Consider the following 18797-nt stretch of genomic DNA (forward strand, 5'->3'; position numbering starts at 1 on the left):
GTTGTTATTGATGAAGACGCACCTCTCCGTAAAGACCTATTTTTAACAGGCCGTCGTTCTCGACCGCGATTTTCACCGCATAAACGAGGTTGGCTCGGGTATCACGGGTCTGAATCGACTTGGGTGTGAACTCGCTCTCCGATGCAATCCATGTAATGCGACCCGGATATTCTCTCTGCTTATCTCCCCCGAAATCGGCCACGACGGTAACCTCCTGCCCCACGCTCAAATCGGACAACTGATCCGATGTGAAATAAGCCCGCAAATACAATCGGTCCATATCGGCGACCTTCATCAAAGGCTTACCGGTCGCAGCCAACTCCCCGGCCTCGCTATACTTCACCAATACCGAACCGTCGATAGGAGAAACGATACGACATTTGGAAAGACGGTCTTCGACCTGAGCTATTTGCAAATCAATAGCCGATGCATTTTCATCGATCGACGACGTATTGTTTTTCAAGGTCGAGAGCAAAGCATCCAACTGCCCGTTCAAAACCCGCAGAGACGCATTAATATCGTCCAACTGCTTCGTTGTGGCCGCCCCGTCTTTCAACAAATTTTCCACTCGGCGACGTTCTGTCTCCTGTTGGGCGATTTGTCCCCTCAAAGCCGCTGCTTGCTTGGAAATGTCGGGACGGTTGCTATGCACCGAAGCCCGCTGACGCTCCAATTGCAACTTCTGTAAATAGAGTTGCACGGTATCTATCGCTCCTACCTGTTTCCCTGCCGAAAGAGTATCGCCTTCCTCGACATCGAAGCTGAGAATACGGCCTGCTGCTTCGGCCGACACGAGGACCTCAGTTGCCTCGAACGTTCCTGTCGCATCAAAATCTCCACCGTTGCCACAAGCTGCCAGCACGACAGTCATGGCGCTATAAACTGCTATCCTTTTCATTTTACGCTGTATTTATCGATTAATGGTATGTTTATATTCATAAATTGCTTTCAGCAATTCTATTTCACGCATGCTGCGAGCCATAGAGGCCGTGGATTCGTCGGTAATCTTCGACAACAAGTCATGGGTATCTATAATTCCGTTCCGCAATTTAGACTCGGCCGCCTTGCGTACCGACCGACGAAGAGCCACAATACGGTCGTCATCGGCAATCGCCTTGCGTAAACGCGCGATATCCCCATTCTCCTGAGCCGCCTGCAAATTCATATTAAAAAGGAATACATCTCGCTGAACTTCGACCTGCTGCCGAGAAGTACGCAATTTATTTAAATTATTTTTCTGTGTATAATAAGCCCCGAAATTCCAAGACAATTTCACGCCGAGCATAGCATTCCAACTCCAATCGTTATTCATCATACTCTGCATATAGTCCAATCCCGGATAACCATAATATCCCTGAGCAAAAAATCCCAAGCGGGGCATAGACGACGATTTTACCATCTTTTCTTGCGCCGTAAGCCTGTCTATCTTCGCTGCGAACATAGCCAACTCGGGACGTGCCGATTCTCCCGACAGGGGCTGTACGGCACTGGGACGCTGCAACTTTCGATCGCCCACCTTTTGTCCGATGAATATGCCTAACATACGACGATAACTATCGCAAGAAGACTCGAACTGAATGAGCTGCTGTCCTACCGAAAGCAACTCGGCCTCCAAAACATCGGCATCGGACTGCATCGCTACCCCGTTCCTCTGCAACGCCCGGACTTTTTCCAAATTACTCCGTAGAAGATTCAGAGTCAAATTCGTTTGAGCTATACGCTCGTCGAGCAAAAGGATTCCGAAATAGAGATCGTCCACCCGGCCTTCCAGTTCGTAAAGATCGACATCTGTCATCGTTTTCTGTTCGGCGGCCTCTGCTCTGGCTATACGCTTGTCGGCAACCGACTTGCCCCCGTCCCAAATCGTTTGGTTCAATTCCAACGCCACTTTATATTGGTCTTTTCTCAATCCCGGAATTTCCAGACCTTGCTGAGCCAGCATACCGGTCAGTTCCTTCGGGAAGTTAGGCGCATCGGTCTGCCAAGTAGCCTGAGCGGAAAAAGCAAGCTGCGGTATCCATGCCCTTGCAGCATTAGAGAGATTATACTGTTCGGTTTGGTGAACCAAATCGTACTGACGAATTTCTGGATAATTTTCCCGGGCAAGTCGCCGGCATTCGTCAAGCGAAAGTTGAGCATACCCGGCAACTACCGAGAACAGCCATACACACAAAATAACAACTCGCTTCATAGTTCATTATTTTTTTATACGACGCATAATCATTTCAATATTCTCAGCCTTACGCAATTCAAAAAAGCGATTCCGATCGGCAGCAATATCTCCCAATATAGGCTCTATAATCGGATAGGCAATAAACGGAAAAACATTGAGAGAAATAATATCCAACAATAACATTCGGACATCGACCCATTCTACCTTTCCCTGCGCATGCAACTCGTCCAACTCCTGCTGAATACCCTTCATCAAACAATCTGCCACTTTCACGATTTTATCGCTCATAAGTTTATATCGTTCAGGACGGCTAAAAACCTCGTTTACGATAAAACGAGGTAATTGCGGATTAGCGGCAATGAAATCAAAATGACAGGTAACTCCATCTTTCAGCCGCTCCAAGAGAGGCAATCCCGGTTGACCGAAAGCAGCCAGAACCGACTCGCTCATCAATTGTACTTTTTCTGTAAGAATACGCTCGAACAACTGTTCCTTCGTTCTGAAATAATAATGCAACATAGCGTGTGTCACGCCAGCTGCATGCGCGATCGAAGTAGTCTTTGCCCCATCGAATCCCTTCAACATAAACTCTTGCTCGGCCGCTTTCAAAATCTCCGATTCGGTATCTTTCGTTTTCATATTTTGTATTAACAATATAGTTTAATAATTTAGTCTAACAATTTTGTTAATACAAATATATAAGATATCATTTCAGAATAACATCACTCTTCTTTCTTTTTGTATTTATTTAACACTATCGTCCGCTAATCCAATAGGAAAAACGAAAGAAATAGCGGGTTTATCAACAACATAGGCAATCCCCTGTAACCGAAATAACGACAGGCAATCCCAAGAATAGAGCGATTAATTTCCACGAAGCATCTGGAAGTAAATAAGATTCAGTAGAAAATTCGTGGGGACAGACTTGAATTTTAGCGATTACACGTCTCCCTTATATTGCTGACGCAACACAGGGGAGCCCCCGAAGAAACACCCATTTCTGAGGAGAGGGGTTAAGATTAATAGCTTAGAAATTTTTGAGGATAACGTTAGATAAAATGAAATATTTAGCATTTACCCTCTCCCCTGCTGTGCCCCGTAGCATTACGGGGCGCTACAAAACAATATAGGGAAAAAGGCTGCTTTTCAATCCTCCTCCCCTGTGTTTTGCAACGTAAAATATAGGGGAGGTGTCCGAAGAACGGAGGGGTTAAAAAACAGCGACAGTAACAGCAACAAAATCAAATCGCAATCTCTCCCCCTGCCGTGTCCCGCAGCATTGCGGGGCGCTACAAAAAATATAGGGAAAAAGACTGCGTTGCAATCCTCCTCCCCTGTGTTGTGCACAGCAAAATATAGGGGAGGTGTCCGAAGAACGGAGGGGTTAAAAAACTGCGACAGCAACAGCAATAAAATCAAATCGCAACCTCTCCCCTGCCGCGTCCCGTAGCATTGCGGGGCGCTACAAAACAATATAGGGAAAAAGACTGCGTTGCAATCCTCCTCCCCTGTGTTGTGCACAGCAAAATATAGGGGAGGTGTCCGAAGAACGGAGGGGTTAAAAAACTGCGACAGCAACAGCAATAAAATCAAATCGCAACCTCTCCCCCTGCCGTATCCCGCAGCATTGCGGGGTGTGGCGCAACGATATAGGGGGAGTGCCCTCAGGGCGAGGGGGTTAAAACAGAAACAGAAAAACGAAAAGATTGAATCTGCGATGAGTAGAGGAAAAAGATTAAAGGAGACATTTTGAACAGCCTTTCAACCCCTCCGTCACTTCGTGCCACCTCCCCTATCGCACATTCGTGCGCAGAGGAGGAGGTTAATACTTTCGGCCGTTTCTTCGGTGAGGGGCTGGAATATACAAGGACAATCCCCTCTAATTATCGACTGAACCGTAGATAATATGCAACCGACTTAGATAAAAAGAGCAAAGGTTGGTATGCCTAAACAAAACACAAACCTTTTTCTCAAAAAATAGGACTATCCGTTGTACAGACAGCCCTATCCAAAAAAGTCTTTATTTACTATAATTACAACTCTATATCCCCATTGAACACTTCGTGCCACGGCAGACCTTGTTTGTTGAGCTGTTCCATGAAAGGATCGGGATCGAATTCCTCTACGTTATAAACGCCCGGTTTTTTCCACTTGCCGGTGAGAAACATCATGGCTCCGATCATAGCAGGAACGCCCGTGGTATAGCTCACACCCTGTGCTCCGGTTTCGAGATAGGCAGCATGATGGCTGCAATTATTATACACATAATAAGTAAGTTCCTTTCCATCTTTTCCAATACCCCGAATGCGACAACCGATAGAGGTCTCTCCCGTGTAATTCTTACCGAGGTCTCCCGGGTTGGGCAAAACGGCTTTAAGGAACTGGATAGGTACGATCTCTACCCCGTTGTACATAATAGGATCGATACGCGCCATACCGATATTCTGAATCACACGCAAATGAGTGAGATACTCTTGTCCGAAAGTCATCCAAAAACGAGCACGCTTAATAGTAGGATAATTTTTAACCAGCGATTCCAACTCCTCGTGATAAATCAAATAGGATTCTTTGGGGCCTATATTAGGATAAGTGAGAGGACGATGAATCTCGTGCGGCTCTGTCTCGATCCATTTTCCGTTCTCGTAATACTTACCTTTTTGGGTTACTTCCCGGATATTGATTTCGGGATTGAAATTGGTAGCGAATGCCATACCATGATTACCGGCATTGCAATCGACAATATCGAGATATTGCATCTCTTTGAAATAATGTTTCGCCGCATAGGCCGTATAAACCCCGCTCACACCCGGATCGAATCCGCAACCGAGAATAGCCGTCAACCCGGCTTGCTCAAAACGTTCCCGATAAGCCCACTGCCATTTATATTCGTATTTAGCTTCGTCGAGAGGCTCATAGTTGGCCGTATCGAGATAATTGACACCGCAATGCAAACAGGCATCCATAATCGTCAAGTCCTGATAAGGCAAAGCCACATTGACAACGATATCGGGCTTATGCTTTTTGAACAATGCCACTAAATCCTCAACCTTGTCGGCATCGACACGGTCGGTCACGATACGATTGCCGCCAATGGCATCGGCTATGGCATCGCACTTGGACTGCGTGCGACTTGCCAAAACGATTTCGGTAAACACATCGGGATTCTGCGCTATTTTATGCGCCACCACCGTTCCTACTCCTCCGGCTCCGATAATAAGTACTTTTCCCATTTTATATCTCTGTTTTTTTTATTCGTTATTCATTTCCACACTCAAAAACGATGTTCGACACAAACCCTTTTTTCTTCTTCCAAGAAAACGACTCATTCACCTTTATCGGTATCGGACGTCAGGTCGAGCACCTCCTTATCCCCGCTTTTATCGAAATACTGCTTCCTTAACGGAGACGCTGTTATTTCTTTATAAAAAGAACGATTACGGAATACATCTATCGCCAAATAAAGAGCGTGACGGAACGACTGCTCGTCGGCTCGGTTCTGTCCGGCTATGTCGTATGCCGTACCATGATCGGGAGAAGTACGAACTACCGGTAATCCGGCCGTATAATTCACCCCGTCTTCCATCGCTATCGCCTTGAAAGGCGCCAATCCTTGATCGTGATACATAGCCAACACACCGTCGAATTGACGATAATGTCCGGTCCCGAAAAAGCCATCGGCCGGATAAGGGCCAAAACAAAGCATTCCTTTGGCATTGGCCTCTTGAATGGCCGGCTTTATGATTTCAATCTCTTCTGTTCCCAAAAGACCGTCGTCTCCGGCATGAGGGTTTAACGCCAACACGGCAATCCGAGGCTTTACCACACAAAAATCCTGCCTCAACGACTGTTCAAAAATTTGCAACTTTTCAAGAATGGTTTCCTTCGTAACAACAGACGAGACTTTCGAAACAGGCACATGCCCCGAAACCAAAGCGACCCGTAAAGTATCGTTCAACAATATCATCAACGCCTTTTGTCCGTTCCCCAAGCGACGTTCAAGAAACTCGGTATGTCCGGGAAAATCAAACTTATCGGACTGTATGGCATGTTTGTTTATGGGAGCCGTCAACAATACGTCTATCGAACCGGCTTCCATATCGGCAGCAGCTCGTTCAAGAGCGGCATAAGCAGCCTCCCCTCCTATTGCCGTAGCCTTTCCTATTTCCACTTTCACATCGTCGTCGACACAAGTAATCAAATTCACTTTATTTTCATCGGCTGCCGATGCATCGCTAATAATATTAAAATTAACAGCCGGAATATCGAGAGCCTTCCGGTGATAGGCGGCAACCTTAGCCGAACCATAGACGACAGGTGTACAAAGCTCCACGATATGTGGGTCGGACAATGTTTTGAGTATAACCTCATACCCTACTCCATTGATGTCACCCTGGGTAATCCCCACTTTTATTTTATGTTCCATAACTCCAAATCTTTATAACTTAATTTTCTCGGCATACGATCACCGACCTAATTTGAGCTCACTAAGGTAACAAAAATCCACGATATACCCTGCCGGATATAAGAACTATTTAAAACCCCGATTCTATTTCTTGTTTTTCTCGGCCGTAGACAACATACCGCAAGCCGCAAATATATCTTCTCCTCTCGAAGCCCGTATAGTCGCCACTACCCCACGGTTATTCAATCGATCCCGAAAAGCCTCCATCGATTGCATATCGGTACTTTTAAGAGTTACCCCCGGGATAGCGTGAAACCGTATCAGGTTCACCCGGCAATCCATACCTTTCAACAAACGAGCCAATTCATCGGCATGATCCAAACTATCATTGTACCCGTTAAACAAAATATATTCGAAAGAAAGCCTACGTTGGTGAGAAAAGTCGCGCCGACGCAATAAATCCAAGACATCGGTCATCGGGAATGCTTTCTCCACAGGCATAATTCGCAAACGCTCCTCCGGGAAAGGAGAGTGAAGACTCACGGCCAAATGGCATCGGCTCTCATCGAGAAAACGACGTATGCCGTTCAAATGGCCTATCGTAGACACGGTGATTCTCTTCGGGCTCCATGCAAAACCCCATTCCGATGTAAGAACAGACAGAGCCCTCATCACCTCGTCGAGATTATCAAACGGTTCCCCCATACCCATAAATACCAGATTCGTCAGTTTATCGCTATACTCCACCGAAAGAATCTGATTAATTATTTCGGCAGAAGACAAGCTACGCTTAAAACCCTGTTTTCCGGTCATGCAAAAACTACAATTCATCTTGCAGCCCACCTGCGACGACACACACAAAGTAGACCTGTCGCGATCGGGAATATAAACCGTTTCCACAAAATCATCGCCTCCTACCCGAAAAAGATATTTTATCGTTCCATCGGTAGAACGAAGAGACTGAACCGGAGCCTCCCGGCCTATATCATAGCGCTGCGACAATAACTCCCGATGCTTCAACGAAAGGTTCGACATGCCCGCAATATGATCTATACGCTTTTCATAAAGCCACGAAGCTATCTGTTTCGCCGCGAAACGAGGCAGTCCGTTCTCCTCGGCTACCGTCTGTAACTCCTCTAACGTTTTTCCCAACAAATGTTCCTTTTCCATGACTATCGAGAGATTCTACAACACAAATGCAAAGTGCGTGTATCGAGCCGACAGCCACGATATACGCACTCTGTGTTTATCAAAAAATCCGTTTATTAGAAGAAACGAATCATCGTATTTTCTATTTCCGCTTTATCCCGAAGAACTTCCATCAAGCGACTATTGATGAGATAGCCGTAATTCTGCTGAATCTTCTGAGTTTCTGTCTGGGCATCGAACGGTTGTTCCGAAACGGTTTTGTCCGTAACCGTAAACACATACACCCCTCTCGATCCCTTCACTGGACCTACGAGCTTTCCATTCTCCGAAACGGGAGCCAAACCGCTCAACTCCGGTTCGTAACCGACACCTGCGATAGACGGGGAAGAGAAAGACACGAACTTGGCGCTATCCACTTGTGCCTTCATAGCCTCGGCATATCCGGCCAAAGAATTGAGATTCTTCGATTTCAAGTCACCGATAATCTTCTCGGCTTTCTTATCGTTACGAATCTGCATAGCCAATATATCTTTCACTTGTTCCAGAGGAGCATATCCTTCTTTTGTAATGTTGTCAAGAGCAGCAACCACGAACGAGTTATCGAGCGTAAAGATTTCCGAAACCTCGCCTTTGTCGGCATTAAACGCCCAACGAATGGCTTGACGGGCATCATTGATTCCGGGTAATGAATAATCTTCGGCACTGCATTCATAGCTGTTAACCGTATATCCGGCCTCTTTTGACCCCGTATTGAATTTCTCTGCATTATTATTGGCTGCACTATAAGAAGACAACTGGTTATAAAGAGCGGTATGAGTTTCTGTACTGGGATTGACAGCCAAAACATAAGCCGCTACTTTGGCTTTTTTCACCGGAGCCGTACGCGACAATATTTGTACAATGTGTTCCCCGCCCAAGCTCTCGGCCTTGAAATAACCGTTTCCATTCTCGCTAAATACTTTGTTGATGAAAGGTCTTCCCACACTGGAAGCCATATTCTCCATTAACCAAATTTCATCATTCCCGTTGTATTTCGGGGCAAGTTCGGCGAAACTTCCTCCATGATTCAACACGTTCAAAACGCTATCGATCTCCGTCGAACGGGGTTGAAACGAAAGCAAACGAACTTTGATCGAATCCGGGGCGACCTTCGTATCCATCAAACGATACATCGTATAAGTATCGTTTTCGAATTCCATCGGAGACGATTCATTTACACTGGCCGTTTGTGCAAATTTTTTCATTTTTTCGGGCATCGACGAAATAGCCACGAAAGAATCGTCATAAGACTCATCGGAATTATTGGCGATAAAAGCTACCACATCGTCCGTCGTAGCGAATACCGATTCGTTCATTTCTGCTTTTTCCTTAGCTTTGGCATAATCGGCCTCACTGGGTACGATATTTACCGTGATGTATTTGATCGAACGACGTTCGGGCGTTTTATAAAACGACTTCATCTTGTTGTATTCGGCTTTAAGCTCACTGTCGCTTACAGCGATCATCGAATCGGCAATCGATGTATACGGTTGTAAAGCATAAGCTATATTGGCCGAAGTTTTATTATCTTCGAACGAATTTTCAAGATCCAGCTTATTCGGCATAATCGCACGATTCAATAAATTGGCAAATTTCTGAACGGCACGATTTTGTTTAACCTCCTGTTCGAGTCTGAGCCACATTTGGCGTTGAGGCTCTATTTGCGCGAGCAACTCCGGTGTATTGTATCCATGAGATTCCGGATCGAGAACCACCTGCATAAAATTAAGCAAGCCTTGACGGTCGAACTCTCCGGTTTGAGGATTCGTAAAATACTGGCGCACTTGCGGAGATATATTGTCACCGCTTAGCAAGTCGGCAAGTTCTTCTTTGCTGACAACGATTCCCAGTTCTTCAAGTTCCTCGCTCAACAATATTTCATTCACCATCTGGTCATAAACCTCTTGATTGATACGGGAAACATACCCTTCGGGCAAAGTCATTCCGCGTTGTCCATACATTTGTTGTAATTCATCTGTACGTACCTTTACACGTTCTTGAAATTCTTCGACTCCGATATTCGTCCCGTTCACGACAGCGACTTTGTTTTGATTCATGGCGTAGAAGGTATGTCCCGAATTCAGGAAGTCCCCTACGATAAAAGCGAGCAAGGCGACCCCTATAATCACCACGAGCAGGCCGGCTTTACTTCTGATTTTGTTTAACGTAGCCATTTGTTACTTTGAATGAATTTTAGTTTTATATTTTATTATTTTTTATCCTCTTTTACTAAGGGCACGAAGATACAAAAATTTGGATTTATATCGGCAGCGAAAGTACAAAAAAATCTCTTATTTCTCTATTTTCATGCGTACAAGTTCTATTTTCGTAGCTTTTCGTTGTAAAATAGTAAACCGGTAATTCCCTATTTCCACGGTCTCTCCGAGCCTCGGCAATGTCTGATAATGATACAAGATATACCCGGCGATCGTGAGATAATCGTCCGATTCGGGAATATCCAATCCGAACTCCTCGTTGATTCGCTCGATTTCCATACGTCCCGAAAACTCGAATTCGTCGTCGCTCACTTTACGGGCGACAAGATTTTGAGTATCATGTTCGTCCTCGATGTCTCCGAATATTTCCTCGACCAAATCTTCGAGAGTTACCAGTCCGGCAGTTCCCCCGAACTCATCGACCACAATAGCCAAACTTTTCTTCTGTTGCATCAAAGTGCGCATCAACTTATTGGCCAACATGCTCTCGGGAGCGAAAACAGCCGGGCGAATACTCTTTTTCCAATCTTCGTGCCGACGAAACATCTCCGATGCATGGATATATCCCAGAATATTATCGATATTCTCGCGATAAACCACCACTTTGGATATGCCGGTACTGATGAACGTTTGTAACAACTCCTCCACCGTAACCTCGTCGATATCCACAGCCACGAGTTCGGTACGGGGTATCATGCAATCCCGTAAATGAATATTCGAAAAGTCGAGAGCATTTTGGAATATTTTCATCTCCGGCTCCACCGGTTCGCCCGAATCAGATTCTTCTATACTTTTCTGGATAAACGAGTCGAGTTCTATCTTGCTCATCAGGGCTCCATAAGGTTGATGTGCGATCTTCACTCCCCCCAGTCTCATCACGCATTTGGAAACGACAGACGTAAACTTCGAAATCGGATATAAAACGACATAAAGCAACCACACGAAAGGAGAGAAAAAACGCATTGTCGCATTCGGGTTAACACGGAAAATCGTCTTGGGCAAAAATTCACCCACGAACAAAATTAACAAAGTGGACAACAACGTCTGCATCAAAACGACAAAAGCCTCCTGATTCCACACCAAAGCTATGACCGGCTCCAAAAGAGCCGCCATGCCCATACCGTAAATAACCAAAGCTATATTATTGCCCACCAGCATGGTCGAGATAAACTGCTCCTCGTTTCCATAAAACAGCCCCAATATCTTCGACATCATGCCCTGCTGTTTCATATCCAGTTCAACCCGCACTTTATTCGACGACACGAAAGCAATCTCCATACCCGAAAAAAAGGCCGAGAAAAGCAACGCTATGATAATAATCAAAATCCAATTCATGGCTTTATCGCTTGTTTAGGAACGGCAACACTATCGACCTTCGCCGAATCGGGAGGAACAGAATCCCGCTTGATAGGGAATATACCGCTGGTACGACGGATTTTATACCGGGTCATCTGTTCGTTAGACGTAAACCCATACCCCTCGATGACTTCGTCCGGAGTTTCTATATGAATGAACGAATCGGAATAAATCTCCCGTTTACGCTGATCCCAAAAGATTTGAGACGTAAGAAAAACCTCTTCTTTCGTATTCTCTATACGTACATTCCGGTCGAGCCGCCACAACTGTTTGTTCTTAAAATAAATAGCCGTATCGCCCTGAATAAGTGCCTCGGTAGCGAAAACAGAATCGAACTTCTCCACATGCAATCCCCGAGGGAAATACCAGTATGGCTCTTGGGCGTTCTCATACATCAACCATTCGGGAGCATTGATACGATACCTCGTCACACCCGAATCCGAAATAAGAGTCATGACATCGAGCGTACGCAACGTAGGAACTTCCGCGGCATCTTCGAATCCCTTCACCACTTCGTTCTTAGGCCCCGAACACGCACTCCACAACAAAGGAAAAGCGACAAACGCTACCACCCACAAACGAGAGATACTGATAAACCACCTATCGGTATTTTCTTTTTTTGCCATTCCAGATAAACTATGTCACAAAATTATAAATAGTTACACGGCTCTGCAAATAATCCCACGAAATTATCCTCTTGGCAAAGCCAATCCTTAAAACAGCAGAGGATTCACATTCCACTATCGGAAGGATATTTTAACCTCTCCCCTGCCGTGCCCCGTAGTATTGCGGGGTGTCACATATAGAATCGGAGAGAAGCGAAAGGGAAATACATCTCACCCTCCTCCTCTGCCGTGTCCCGTAGCATTGCGGGGTGTTTTGCGCAGCAAAATATAGGGGGAGTGCCCGTAGGGCGAGGGGGTTAAAAAGATAGAGGAGTTGAGAAAGAAATCAAAAGCACGGGAAAATACCCGCCTTTATCGGGCGGCGAAGACGCAAGGTATAAAAAAAACGCCCCGGTTCCCCGAGGCGTTTCCACACTATGGCTAATCATACAAATTATTTCACGATAAACGATTTTACCACGACTCCCTGCGACGTAGAATATTGCAACATATAGCTGCCTTTCGAAAGATTCGAGACATCGACAGTCGTCACGTTATCGTTAATCTCACCGCTCTGCAACGCCATACCCGCCACGTTATAGATAGCATATTTGCCTTCGGCATAAGGTACTTCTATCGTAAGTACATCGGTGGCAGGAACCGGATAAATTTTAACATCTTCGGCAAGCACTTCGTCGATACCCGAAGTCGAAAGCTGCAAATCGAATTTCTTTTCATAAGAATTACGGCTTTCTTTATGAATCGCCTTGATATAAACAGTTTTGTGAACGGCTTTATCCTCGATCAACTTTGTCGTATAAAGTTTACCGTCACGGACTTCGTAACTCGGTTCGGCATAAGTACCGCCGAATTGCATCATTCCTTTCAGTTCGAATTCATATTCGGCATCAGGCATGTCGCTCAATACCGTGACATCGGCGACTGCGACTCCCGCCGGAGTTCCTATTTTCACGCGAGTCGTGCTCAGACGTATGTCATACGGGGTTTCCGATTTCGGAGCTACTCCCACGACAGCCCGATGATTATCGGGATAAGAACCTTGTATATTATCTCCCAAATTATCCAAGGTAAACCAACCGTTATTGACTCCACCCCAACCCCAATTCACATAATAGTTGGTAAATCCGTCCCAACCGGCCAAATTGAAACAGTGCCCGGCCTGATTGCCTTCGTTTCCGGCATAAATCACCGCACGCCCCCGTTTCAACTCGCTCTGGATAAGTTCGTGCCATGCCTCGTCACCACCGGGATAACGGTCTCGGGCATAAGCCACACAAGTTTCGGGAAATCCATAATACCGCTGAAAATATTGAGGTATATTTTCTGTAATGGCTCCGGAACCATCTACACCATAATTCATATCGATCAAAACACCGCAATGATAGAGCAGCCTAGCCACTTCGTCATAATTGTTGGCTCCCGACAAAATAGCATCCCAATCATAATCGGGCTCATTGTCGAAATTGACCGACAAAAGACCTATCCCCGGAGCTGTGTATGATTTCGTCCCCTGGCCTCGCAGCGGATAACGCACCACCGACAAAGCCTGTCCCATAGCCACGGCCACACAGCCCACCAAAGCCTGTCCTTCCTGCATCATAGGACAATATTTGTTATACGGTGCAGGTTGATTCCAATTGACCTTGACAACCGGGTCTATTCTATCGCTCGCAGCCCGCGTCACCAAGTCACCCGCCCAACGATAATGACGTTGGAGAGCCGGGGTTTGACGAGCTATTTTTATTTGGTCGGTATATTCTTTCAACCAACCTTTTATCCATTCCGGTTGACCTTCCGAAACATACTCGCTATCGAACGAATATCCCAATAAGGGATCTACGGTATCTTCGGCCGAAATCAAGGCCCACCCTCCTTTTTCAAACCGAATGACATAATACATCGGCTCATTTCCTTGAAATATGGTTTCCACTTGGGCTTTACCGCCTTTAAACAGAACGCCGCCCCGTTGACTCAACAGCATATTGGCCGTCTCTACCGCCGTGCTTTCGGGCACTACCGCCGCATAATTCCCACCTATCCATGAGAAAAGCACTGCCACTAATAACAATAATCTATATTTCATAATCGGTTTTGGGTTTCGTTTTACAAATATATTTTTATATTGACTGACAAAAATAGGCAATCCGAATATATTCTGCAACAATTTAACATTTTCTATGTTTTTTATCCGACAAAATGAAGTATTTATTTTCTTTACACGGCAATACCCTCATAACAAAAGCAGAATTACCCCCACTCCCCCAATATTTCCTTAACAATATATAGGGAAACGCCCAACAGGGCAAGAGAGTTAAAACAGAGAAATCCCATTTTCAATCCTCTCCCCTTGCCGTGACCCGCAGCATTACGGGGTGTTTTGCAACGCAAAATATAGGGGAGGTGGCCGAAGGACGGAGGGGTTAATAAAACATCGGCAGCAACAAAATCAAGTATCAATCCTCTCCCCCTGTGTTCCTACAAGGAATATAGGGGGAGTGCCCATAGGGCGAGGGGGTTAAAATACAGCGACAGCAACAAAATCAAGTACCAATCCTCTCCCCCTGCCGTGCCTAGCAGCATTGCGGGACGCTACAAAACAATAGGAAGAAAAGGCTACTTCTCAACCCTCCTCCCCTGTGTTTTGCGCAGCAAAATATAGGGGAGGTGGCACGCAGTGACGGAGGGGTTAAAATACAGCGACAGCAACAAAATCAAGTACCAATCCTCTCCCCTGCCGTGTCCCGCAGCATTGCGGGGTGTCGCACAGCGATAGGGGGAGTGCCCGAAGGGCGAGGGGGTTAATAAACAGAGACAGCAACAAAATCAAGTATCAAACTCTCCCCTGCCGTGTCCCGTAGCATTACAGGGTGTTTTGCAACGCAAAATATAGGGGAGGTGGCACGCAGTGACGGAGGGGTTAAACCAGACAATCAAAAAATTCTTATGCTATCTTTTCAACCCCTCTCCTCCGGAACTTCGTTCCTTCGGTCTCTCCCCTATACCGCTACGCGACACAGGGGAGAAGGTTGAATAGTTCCCGCTCACCACATAAAAAATGCTAGACCATGAAAGAAAAAGAATCTCCCTTCCTCCTATATTCTGAAAAAAAATAGGAAAGTCAACTCTTAAAATAAGGATTCACGTTCCACTATCGAAAGGATATTTTAAAACTCCTCCCCTGCCGTGCCCAGCAGCCTTACGAGGTGTCGTATATAAAATCGAAGCAGAAGCGAAAGGGGAATACATCTCACCCTCCTCCTCTGTGTTTTGCGCAGCAAAATATAGGGGAGGTGGCACGTAGTGACGGAGGGGTTAAAACCAGACAATCAAAAAATTCTTATGCTATCTTTTCAACCCCTCTCCTCTGGAACTTCGTTCTTTCGGTCTCTCCCCTATATTTCCCTACGGAAACACAGGGGAGAAGTGCACAATGCTATCCTTATACCGAAACTGAAACGCCGCTTTCAATACTCCTCTGCCGTGCCCCGTAGCATTGCGGGGTGTTTTGCGCAGCAAATATAGGGGGAGTGCCCGCAGGGCGAGGGGGTTAATACAAGCAAAAGCACAATCCCCGATTCCGCCTTTATCGGGCGGCGAAGACGCAAGGGAGACGGAGGGAAAAGGGCGAGGACTGTCCGAGCAGAGCGAGTTCCGCAGTCCCCGACGGCGAGACCGTAGCGACAAGCCCATAAGCTCGACAACTGCGGCGGCGCTTCTTGGTTCGTCCTTCTCGCTGCTGAGAAGAATGAATAAATAAACGATCTTTCAACCCCTCTCCTCTGGAACTTCGTTCCTTCGGTCTCTCCCCTATACCGCTACGCGACACAGGGGAGAAGGGTAAATACTTCTTATCTTACTGGCAAAAATCACATAATAAAAGAGTGCCTCAAAATCCCATCTCTGCCGTGCCCCGCAGCATTACGGGGTGTCACGTATAAAATCGGAGCAGAAGCGAAAGGGAAATACATCTCACCCACCTCCTCTGTGTTTTGCACAGCAAAATATAGGGGAGGTGGCACGTAGTGACGGAGGGGTTAAGCCAGACAATCAAAAGAATTCTGAGTATTCTTTTTTAACCCCTACAATAAAAATGACCTTGTAATATTCCTCAGCCCCTCTCCTCTGGAACTTCCGTTCCTTCGGTCTCTCCCCTATACCGCTACGCGACACAGAGGAGAAGGTTGAATACTTCTTATCTTACTGGCAAAAATCACATAATAAAAGAGTGCCTCAAAATCCCGTCTCTGCCGTGCCCCGTAGCATTACGGGGAGTCTTGCGCAGCAAAATATAGGGGAGGTGGCCGAAGGACGGAGGGGTTAGAAAAGAATAAGAAAAAAAGGAATCGACGTGTAAAAGAGGAATTAGCAAATAAGGATAAATTTATGTTACATCTTTACAATCTTCTATCGACCTAAATACAAGACAGATAAAAATCATTTATCACTATATACTCCACAACGACAGACTCGGTACTGACAATAACAAAGCAGCCGATCTCTAAAAGACCGGCTGCTCAATAACTCTATCCTTAAAAGGATCAACGAATACTTTTCATTTTAAGATTTTGTCTGATAAGGGACTGCATATGAAGTTTTTCTGTTGCAGACAACGGTTTCATTTCCGACAATTTCATCTCGTTTTTCAACAACTTTATCGACGACGGGATATTAGTATTTGCGGCTGCGGCTTGAACAGATCCTTTAAAGAAGAGAGATGCATTCCACAAATCATACCACCCTAAGCTAAAATTGCTGTCACTGGGGTCGGCATCGGCATTAAAGCAATAAAGTCCACACCAACGATCTTGCGCATACACAACCTCGTCGCCTTGTGCTTTTTCAGCGAAGTTTACATATTCAAAATTATCGGTTTCACTCTCTGGAAGTCCTGCGAAAGTGAAAATAGCGTTAACCATTCCGACTTTAGTTTCTACCTGCATAACTCCCATAATTTGTAAATCAGCAATTCTAAAACCATTATCGGTCACTTCGGCTTCCAGTTGATTGGGATACCCATCCTTAAAATAGAAATGGTCTATTACAAGAGTATCAGGATTATTTGCATGTTTTAATGAAAACTCAGTATCGAATCCCATAGGTGTACTTCCGGGTTGTTGTGTTTGAAGATCATATTGATAGAACAAGAATCCGAATGTACCTGTAAAATCACTTTCTTGTGCAGCGGTATACTCCCAATAAGGAGCTGCAACGGTTTGAGTTTCTTCATCGACACCACCAACCAATGCAGCAGACACATTTCCGCCGGCATCAGCGAAAGCGCCCTCGGCAAAATCGAGGAATACATACGATACGGCTTCGTTCTCGTCGAACACTACACTTTCAGGCAAAGTAATCGTAACAGACTCATTATTGATAGCGACACTCTCGATCGTACCGTTGGCATAAGAGGTAAGGTTACCCTTCGTCACATCGTAGGTGATAGCACCGCTTCCTCGAACAACGGTCTCGTTGAAAGTCAAAACGACACTGCGTCCGCCGTTCGTAGCTTTATATAAATTACCGTCGGGAACGTTCACCAAATAAGGAGCCTCTTCGTCGGGCAATTCGACAGATGCCGAAGCCACAGCCCCGCAAACGCCTTTTTCATTGGATGCCACGGCATATACATAGTACGTAGCCCCTAAATTCTGGTTAGAAAGCGTACCGCTCACGCTGGGTTTTTCGGCAGCTTTCACCAATGCAGAACCTTCGTATTTCGCTTGCAACAACTGGTCGGGATCGACAGTCATCGCCTCGTCGGTCACAATATAAGAATAATATACGGTTCCCTCTGCCGGAGTAATGGTTACCTTGAAAGCATCCACGGCTGTTTTCTCAGCCGTCACCGTTACGGCAGGACCTTCGCCCATATCCACCGGCGTAAAGTCTTCGAATTCGGTGCAACCTGCCCCCATGAGGCAGATTGCAGAGAATAATCCTATAATATATTTTTTCATTGCTCTATAATTTTATTATTCTTCAACTTTTTTCATAGTGACGGTTTGTGCACCGCTTGCAGCATAGCCCGGTTGTTCCACAATCCCCGCGATCACATAGGTATTTATGGAAATGGTTCCATTAGAAACCTGAGCCGTTGCCGAGCTTGCGCCATTAAAATCGAGGGTCAAAGTATAAGAACCAGCAGTACCCAAATCCTGACCGGCGTTAATCGTTATCGACCTGAAATCGGCACTTACCGTACCCATTACCGATTTATAAGTCGCGCCACTCGCCGACGGAACGATCTGCGTAAACCAAACTCGATCTACATAGTCTGCGTCTTTCACGACTTCGCAAGTCCAATTTTGCATTTGAGACGTACCGAACGGATCCAGACCCGATGCATTATATTTACCCAAGATTCCGGCAGCAGCCAGCGGGTGGTCGTCATCGCTGATGGTGACGGTAGTCGTGTAGTTCGCGCCTAAATTACAGCCTTCGGGGGCAGAAAGTTTGATATCGAAACACACATCGCCATCATATGTACCATTATCGATAGGTTCGATCGACAGGTAAGCGACCATCTCGCCGCCATCGGTAAACGACAAAGTATTCGACGTATTTTTCAAACGGTAATTCACGCCCTCTTTCGCAGCGTTTTTACCGGCATAGGCAGTCGTATCGATTTCAAAACCCACCGACACGTCGAGCCCTTTGGAAGCGACCAACGAAACGGGTATTTTAACCTCGCTACCGGCATTCTCGGCTATGGAAGTGGACTTACTGTCAAAAGCCACGAATGCATCTTTATCGCTGAACATAGGAGTATCCACCGATTGGCACGAAGCTAACACCCCTCCTACAACAGCCGCATATATAAATTTACTTATTTTCAT

12 protein-coding genes are annotated in these 18797 nt (G+C 45.9%); all 12 read right to left on the minus strand.

Annotation, left to right across the window (positions count from 1 at the left end):
* Positions 1-4: 4 nt before the first annotated feature.
* On the minus strand, positions 5-898 hold the full coding sequence (locus NBH06_RS01735) for an HlyD family secretion protein (protein WP_008861010.1): 894 nt from the start codon (positions 896-898) through the stop codon (positions 5-7).
* Between the two features lie 12 nt (positions 899-910).
* Positions 911-2191 (minus strand): TolC family protein, encoded by a 1281-nt coding sequence (locus NBH06_RS01740; RefSeq protein WP_195492241.1) that lies wholly within the window; start codon positions 2189-2191, stop codon positions 911-913.
* A gap of 6 nt (positions 2192-2197) precedes the next feature.
* Positions 2198-2812 carry a TetR/AcrR family transcriptional regulator gene (locus tag NBH06_RS01745; protein ID WP_155012206.1) on the minus strand — a complete coding sequence of 205 codons (615 nt, stop codon included), beginning with the start codon at positions 2810-2812 and terminating at the stop codon, positions 2198-2200.
* 1394 nt (positions 2813-4206) lie between these two features.
* Positions 4207-5403 (minus strand): saccharopine dehydrogenase family protein, encoded by a 1197-nt coding sequence (locus NBH06_RS01750; RefSeq protein WP_021892013.1) that lies wholly within the window; start codon positions 5401-5403, stop codon positions 4207-4209.
* Between the two features lie 92 nt (positions 5404-5495).
* Positions 5496-6596 carry a 4-hydroxythreonine-4-phosphate dehydrogenase PdxA gene (pdxA, locus tag NBH06_RS01755; RefSeq protein WP_250792487.1) on the minus strand — a complete coding sequence of 367 codons (1101 nt, stop codon included), beginning with the start codon at positions 6594-6596 and terminating at the stop codon, positions 5496-5498.
* Between the two features lie 123 nt (positions 6597-6719).
* Positions 6720-7745: a dual-specificity RNA methyltransferase RlmN gene (rlmN, locus tag NBH06_RS01760; RefSeq protein ID WP_250792489.1), complete on the minus strand. Its 1026-nt coding sequence runs from the start codon at positions 7743-7745 to the stop codon at positions 6720-6722.
* 95 nt (positions 7746-7840) lie between these two features.
* The gene (locus NBH06_RS01765) at positions 7841-9937 is read right to left on the minus strand and encodes a SurA N-terminal domain-containing protein (RefSeq protein ID WP_250792491.1); all 2097 of its coding nucleotides are present in this window, start codon (positions 9935-9937) and stop codon (positions 7841-7843) included.
* A 117-nt stretch (positions 9938-10054) separates the two neighbouring features.
* Positions 10055-11314: a hemolysin family protein gene (locus NBH06_RS01770; RefSeq protein ID WP_021892009.1), complete on the minus strand. Its 1260-nt coding sequence runs from the start codon at positions 11312-11314 to the stop codon at positions 10055-10057.
* On the minus strand, positions 11311-11961 hold the full coding sequence (gene lptC / locus NBH06_RS01775) for an LPS export ABC transporter periplasmic protein LptC (RefSeq protein WP_008861018.1): 651 nt from the start codon (positions 11959-11961) through the stop codon (positions 11311-11313). The genes NBH06_RS01770 and lptC overlap by 4 nt, the downstream gene beginning before the upstream one ends.
* 433 nt (positions 11962-12394) lie before the next feature.
* Positions 12395-14044: a T9SS type A sorting domain-containing protein gene (locus NBH06_RS01780; RefSeq protein WP_250792493.1), complete on the minus strand. Its 1650-nt coding sequence runs from the start codon at positions 14042-14044 to the stop codon at positions 12395-12397.
* 2455 nt (positions 14045-16499) lie between these two features.
* On the minus strand, positions 16500-17918 hold the full coding sequence (locus NBH06_RS01785) for a hypothetical protein (RefSeq protein ID WP_250792495.1): 1419 nt from the start codon (positions 17916-17918) through the stop codon (positions 16500-16502).
* A gap of 15 nt (positions 17919-17933) precedes the next feature.
* Positions 17934-18797 carry a hypothetical protein gene (locus NBH06_RS01790; RefSeq protein WP_250792497.1) on the minus strand — a complete coding sequence of 288 codons (864 nt, stop codon included), beginning with the start codon at positions 18795-18797 and terminating at the stop codon, positions 17934-17936.

The organism is Barnesiella sp. B2-R-119, from assembly GCF_023656675.1.
GTDB classification, from domain to species: Bacteria; Bacteroidota; Bacteroidia; order Bacteroidales; family Barnesiellaceae; genus Barnesiella; species Barnesiella intestinihominis.

Coding starts and splice junctions, on each gene's coding strand:
- NBH06_RS01735 (WP_008861010.1), bottom strand. CDS start 898: ATGAAAAGGATAGCAGTTTATAGCGCCATGACTGTCGTGCTGGCAGCT.
- NBH06_RS01740 (WP_195492241.1), bottom strand. CDS start 2,191: ATGAAGCGAGTTGTTATTTTGTGTGTATGGCTGTTCTCGGTAGTTGCC.
- NBH06_RS01745 (WP_155012206.1), bottom strand. CDS start 2,812: ATGAAAACGAAAGATACCGAATCGGAGATTTTGAAAGCGGCCGAGCAA.
- NBH06_RS01750 (WP_021892013.1), bottom strand. CDS start 5,403: ATGGGAAAAGTACTTATTATCGGAGCCGGAGGAGTAGGAACGGTGGTG.
- pdxA (WP_250792487.1), bottom strand. CDS start 6,596: ATGGAACATAAAATAAAAGTGGGGATTACCCAGGGTGACATCAATGGA.
- rlmN (WP_250792489.1), bottom strand. CDS start 7,745: ATGGAAAAGGAACATTTGTTGGGAAAAACGTTAGAGGAGTTACAGACG.
- NBH06_RS01765 (WP_250792491.1), bottom strand. CDS start 9,937: ATGGCTACGTTAAACAAAATCAGAAGTAAAGCCGGCCTGCTCGTGGTG.
- NBH06_RS01770 (WP_021892009.1), bottom strand. CDS start 11,314: ATGAATTGGATTTTGATTATTATCATAGCGTTGCTTTTCTCGGCCTTT.
- lptC (WP_008861018.1), bottom strand. CDS start 11,961: ATGGCAAAAAAAGAAAATACCGATAGGTGGTTTATCAGTATCTCTCGT.
- NBH06_RS01780 (WP_250792493.1), bottom strand. CDS start 14,044: ATGAAATATAGATTATTGTTATTAGTGGCAGTGCTTTTCTCATGGATA.
- NBH06_RS01785 (WP_250792495.1), bottom strand. CDS start 17,918: ATGAAAAAATATATTATAGGATTATTCTCTGCAATCTGCCTCATGGGG.
- NBH06_RS01790 (WP_250792497.1), bottom strand. CDS start 18,797: ATGAAAATAAGTAAATTTATATATGCGGCTGTTGTAGGAGGGGTGTTA.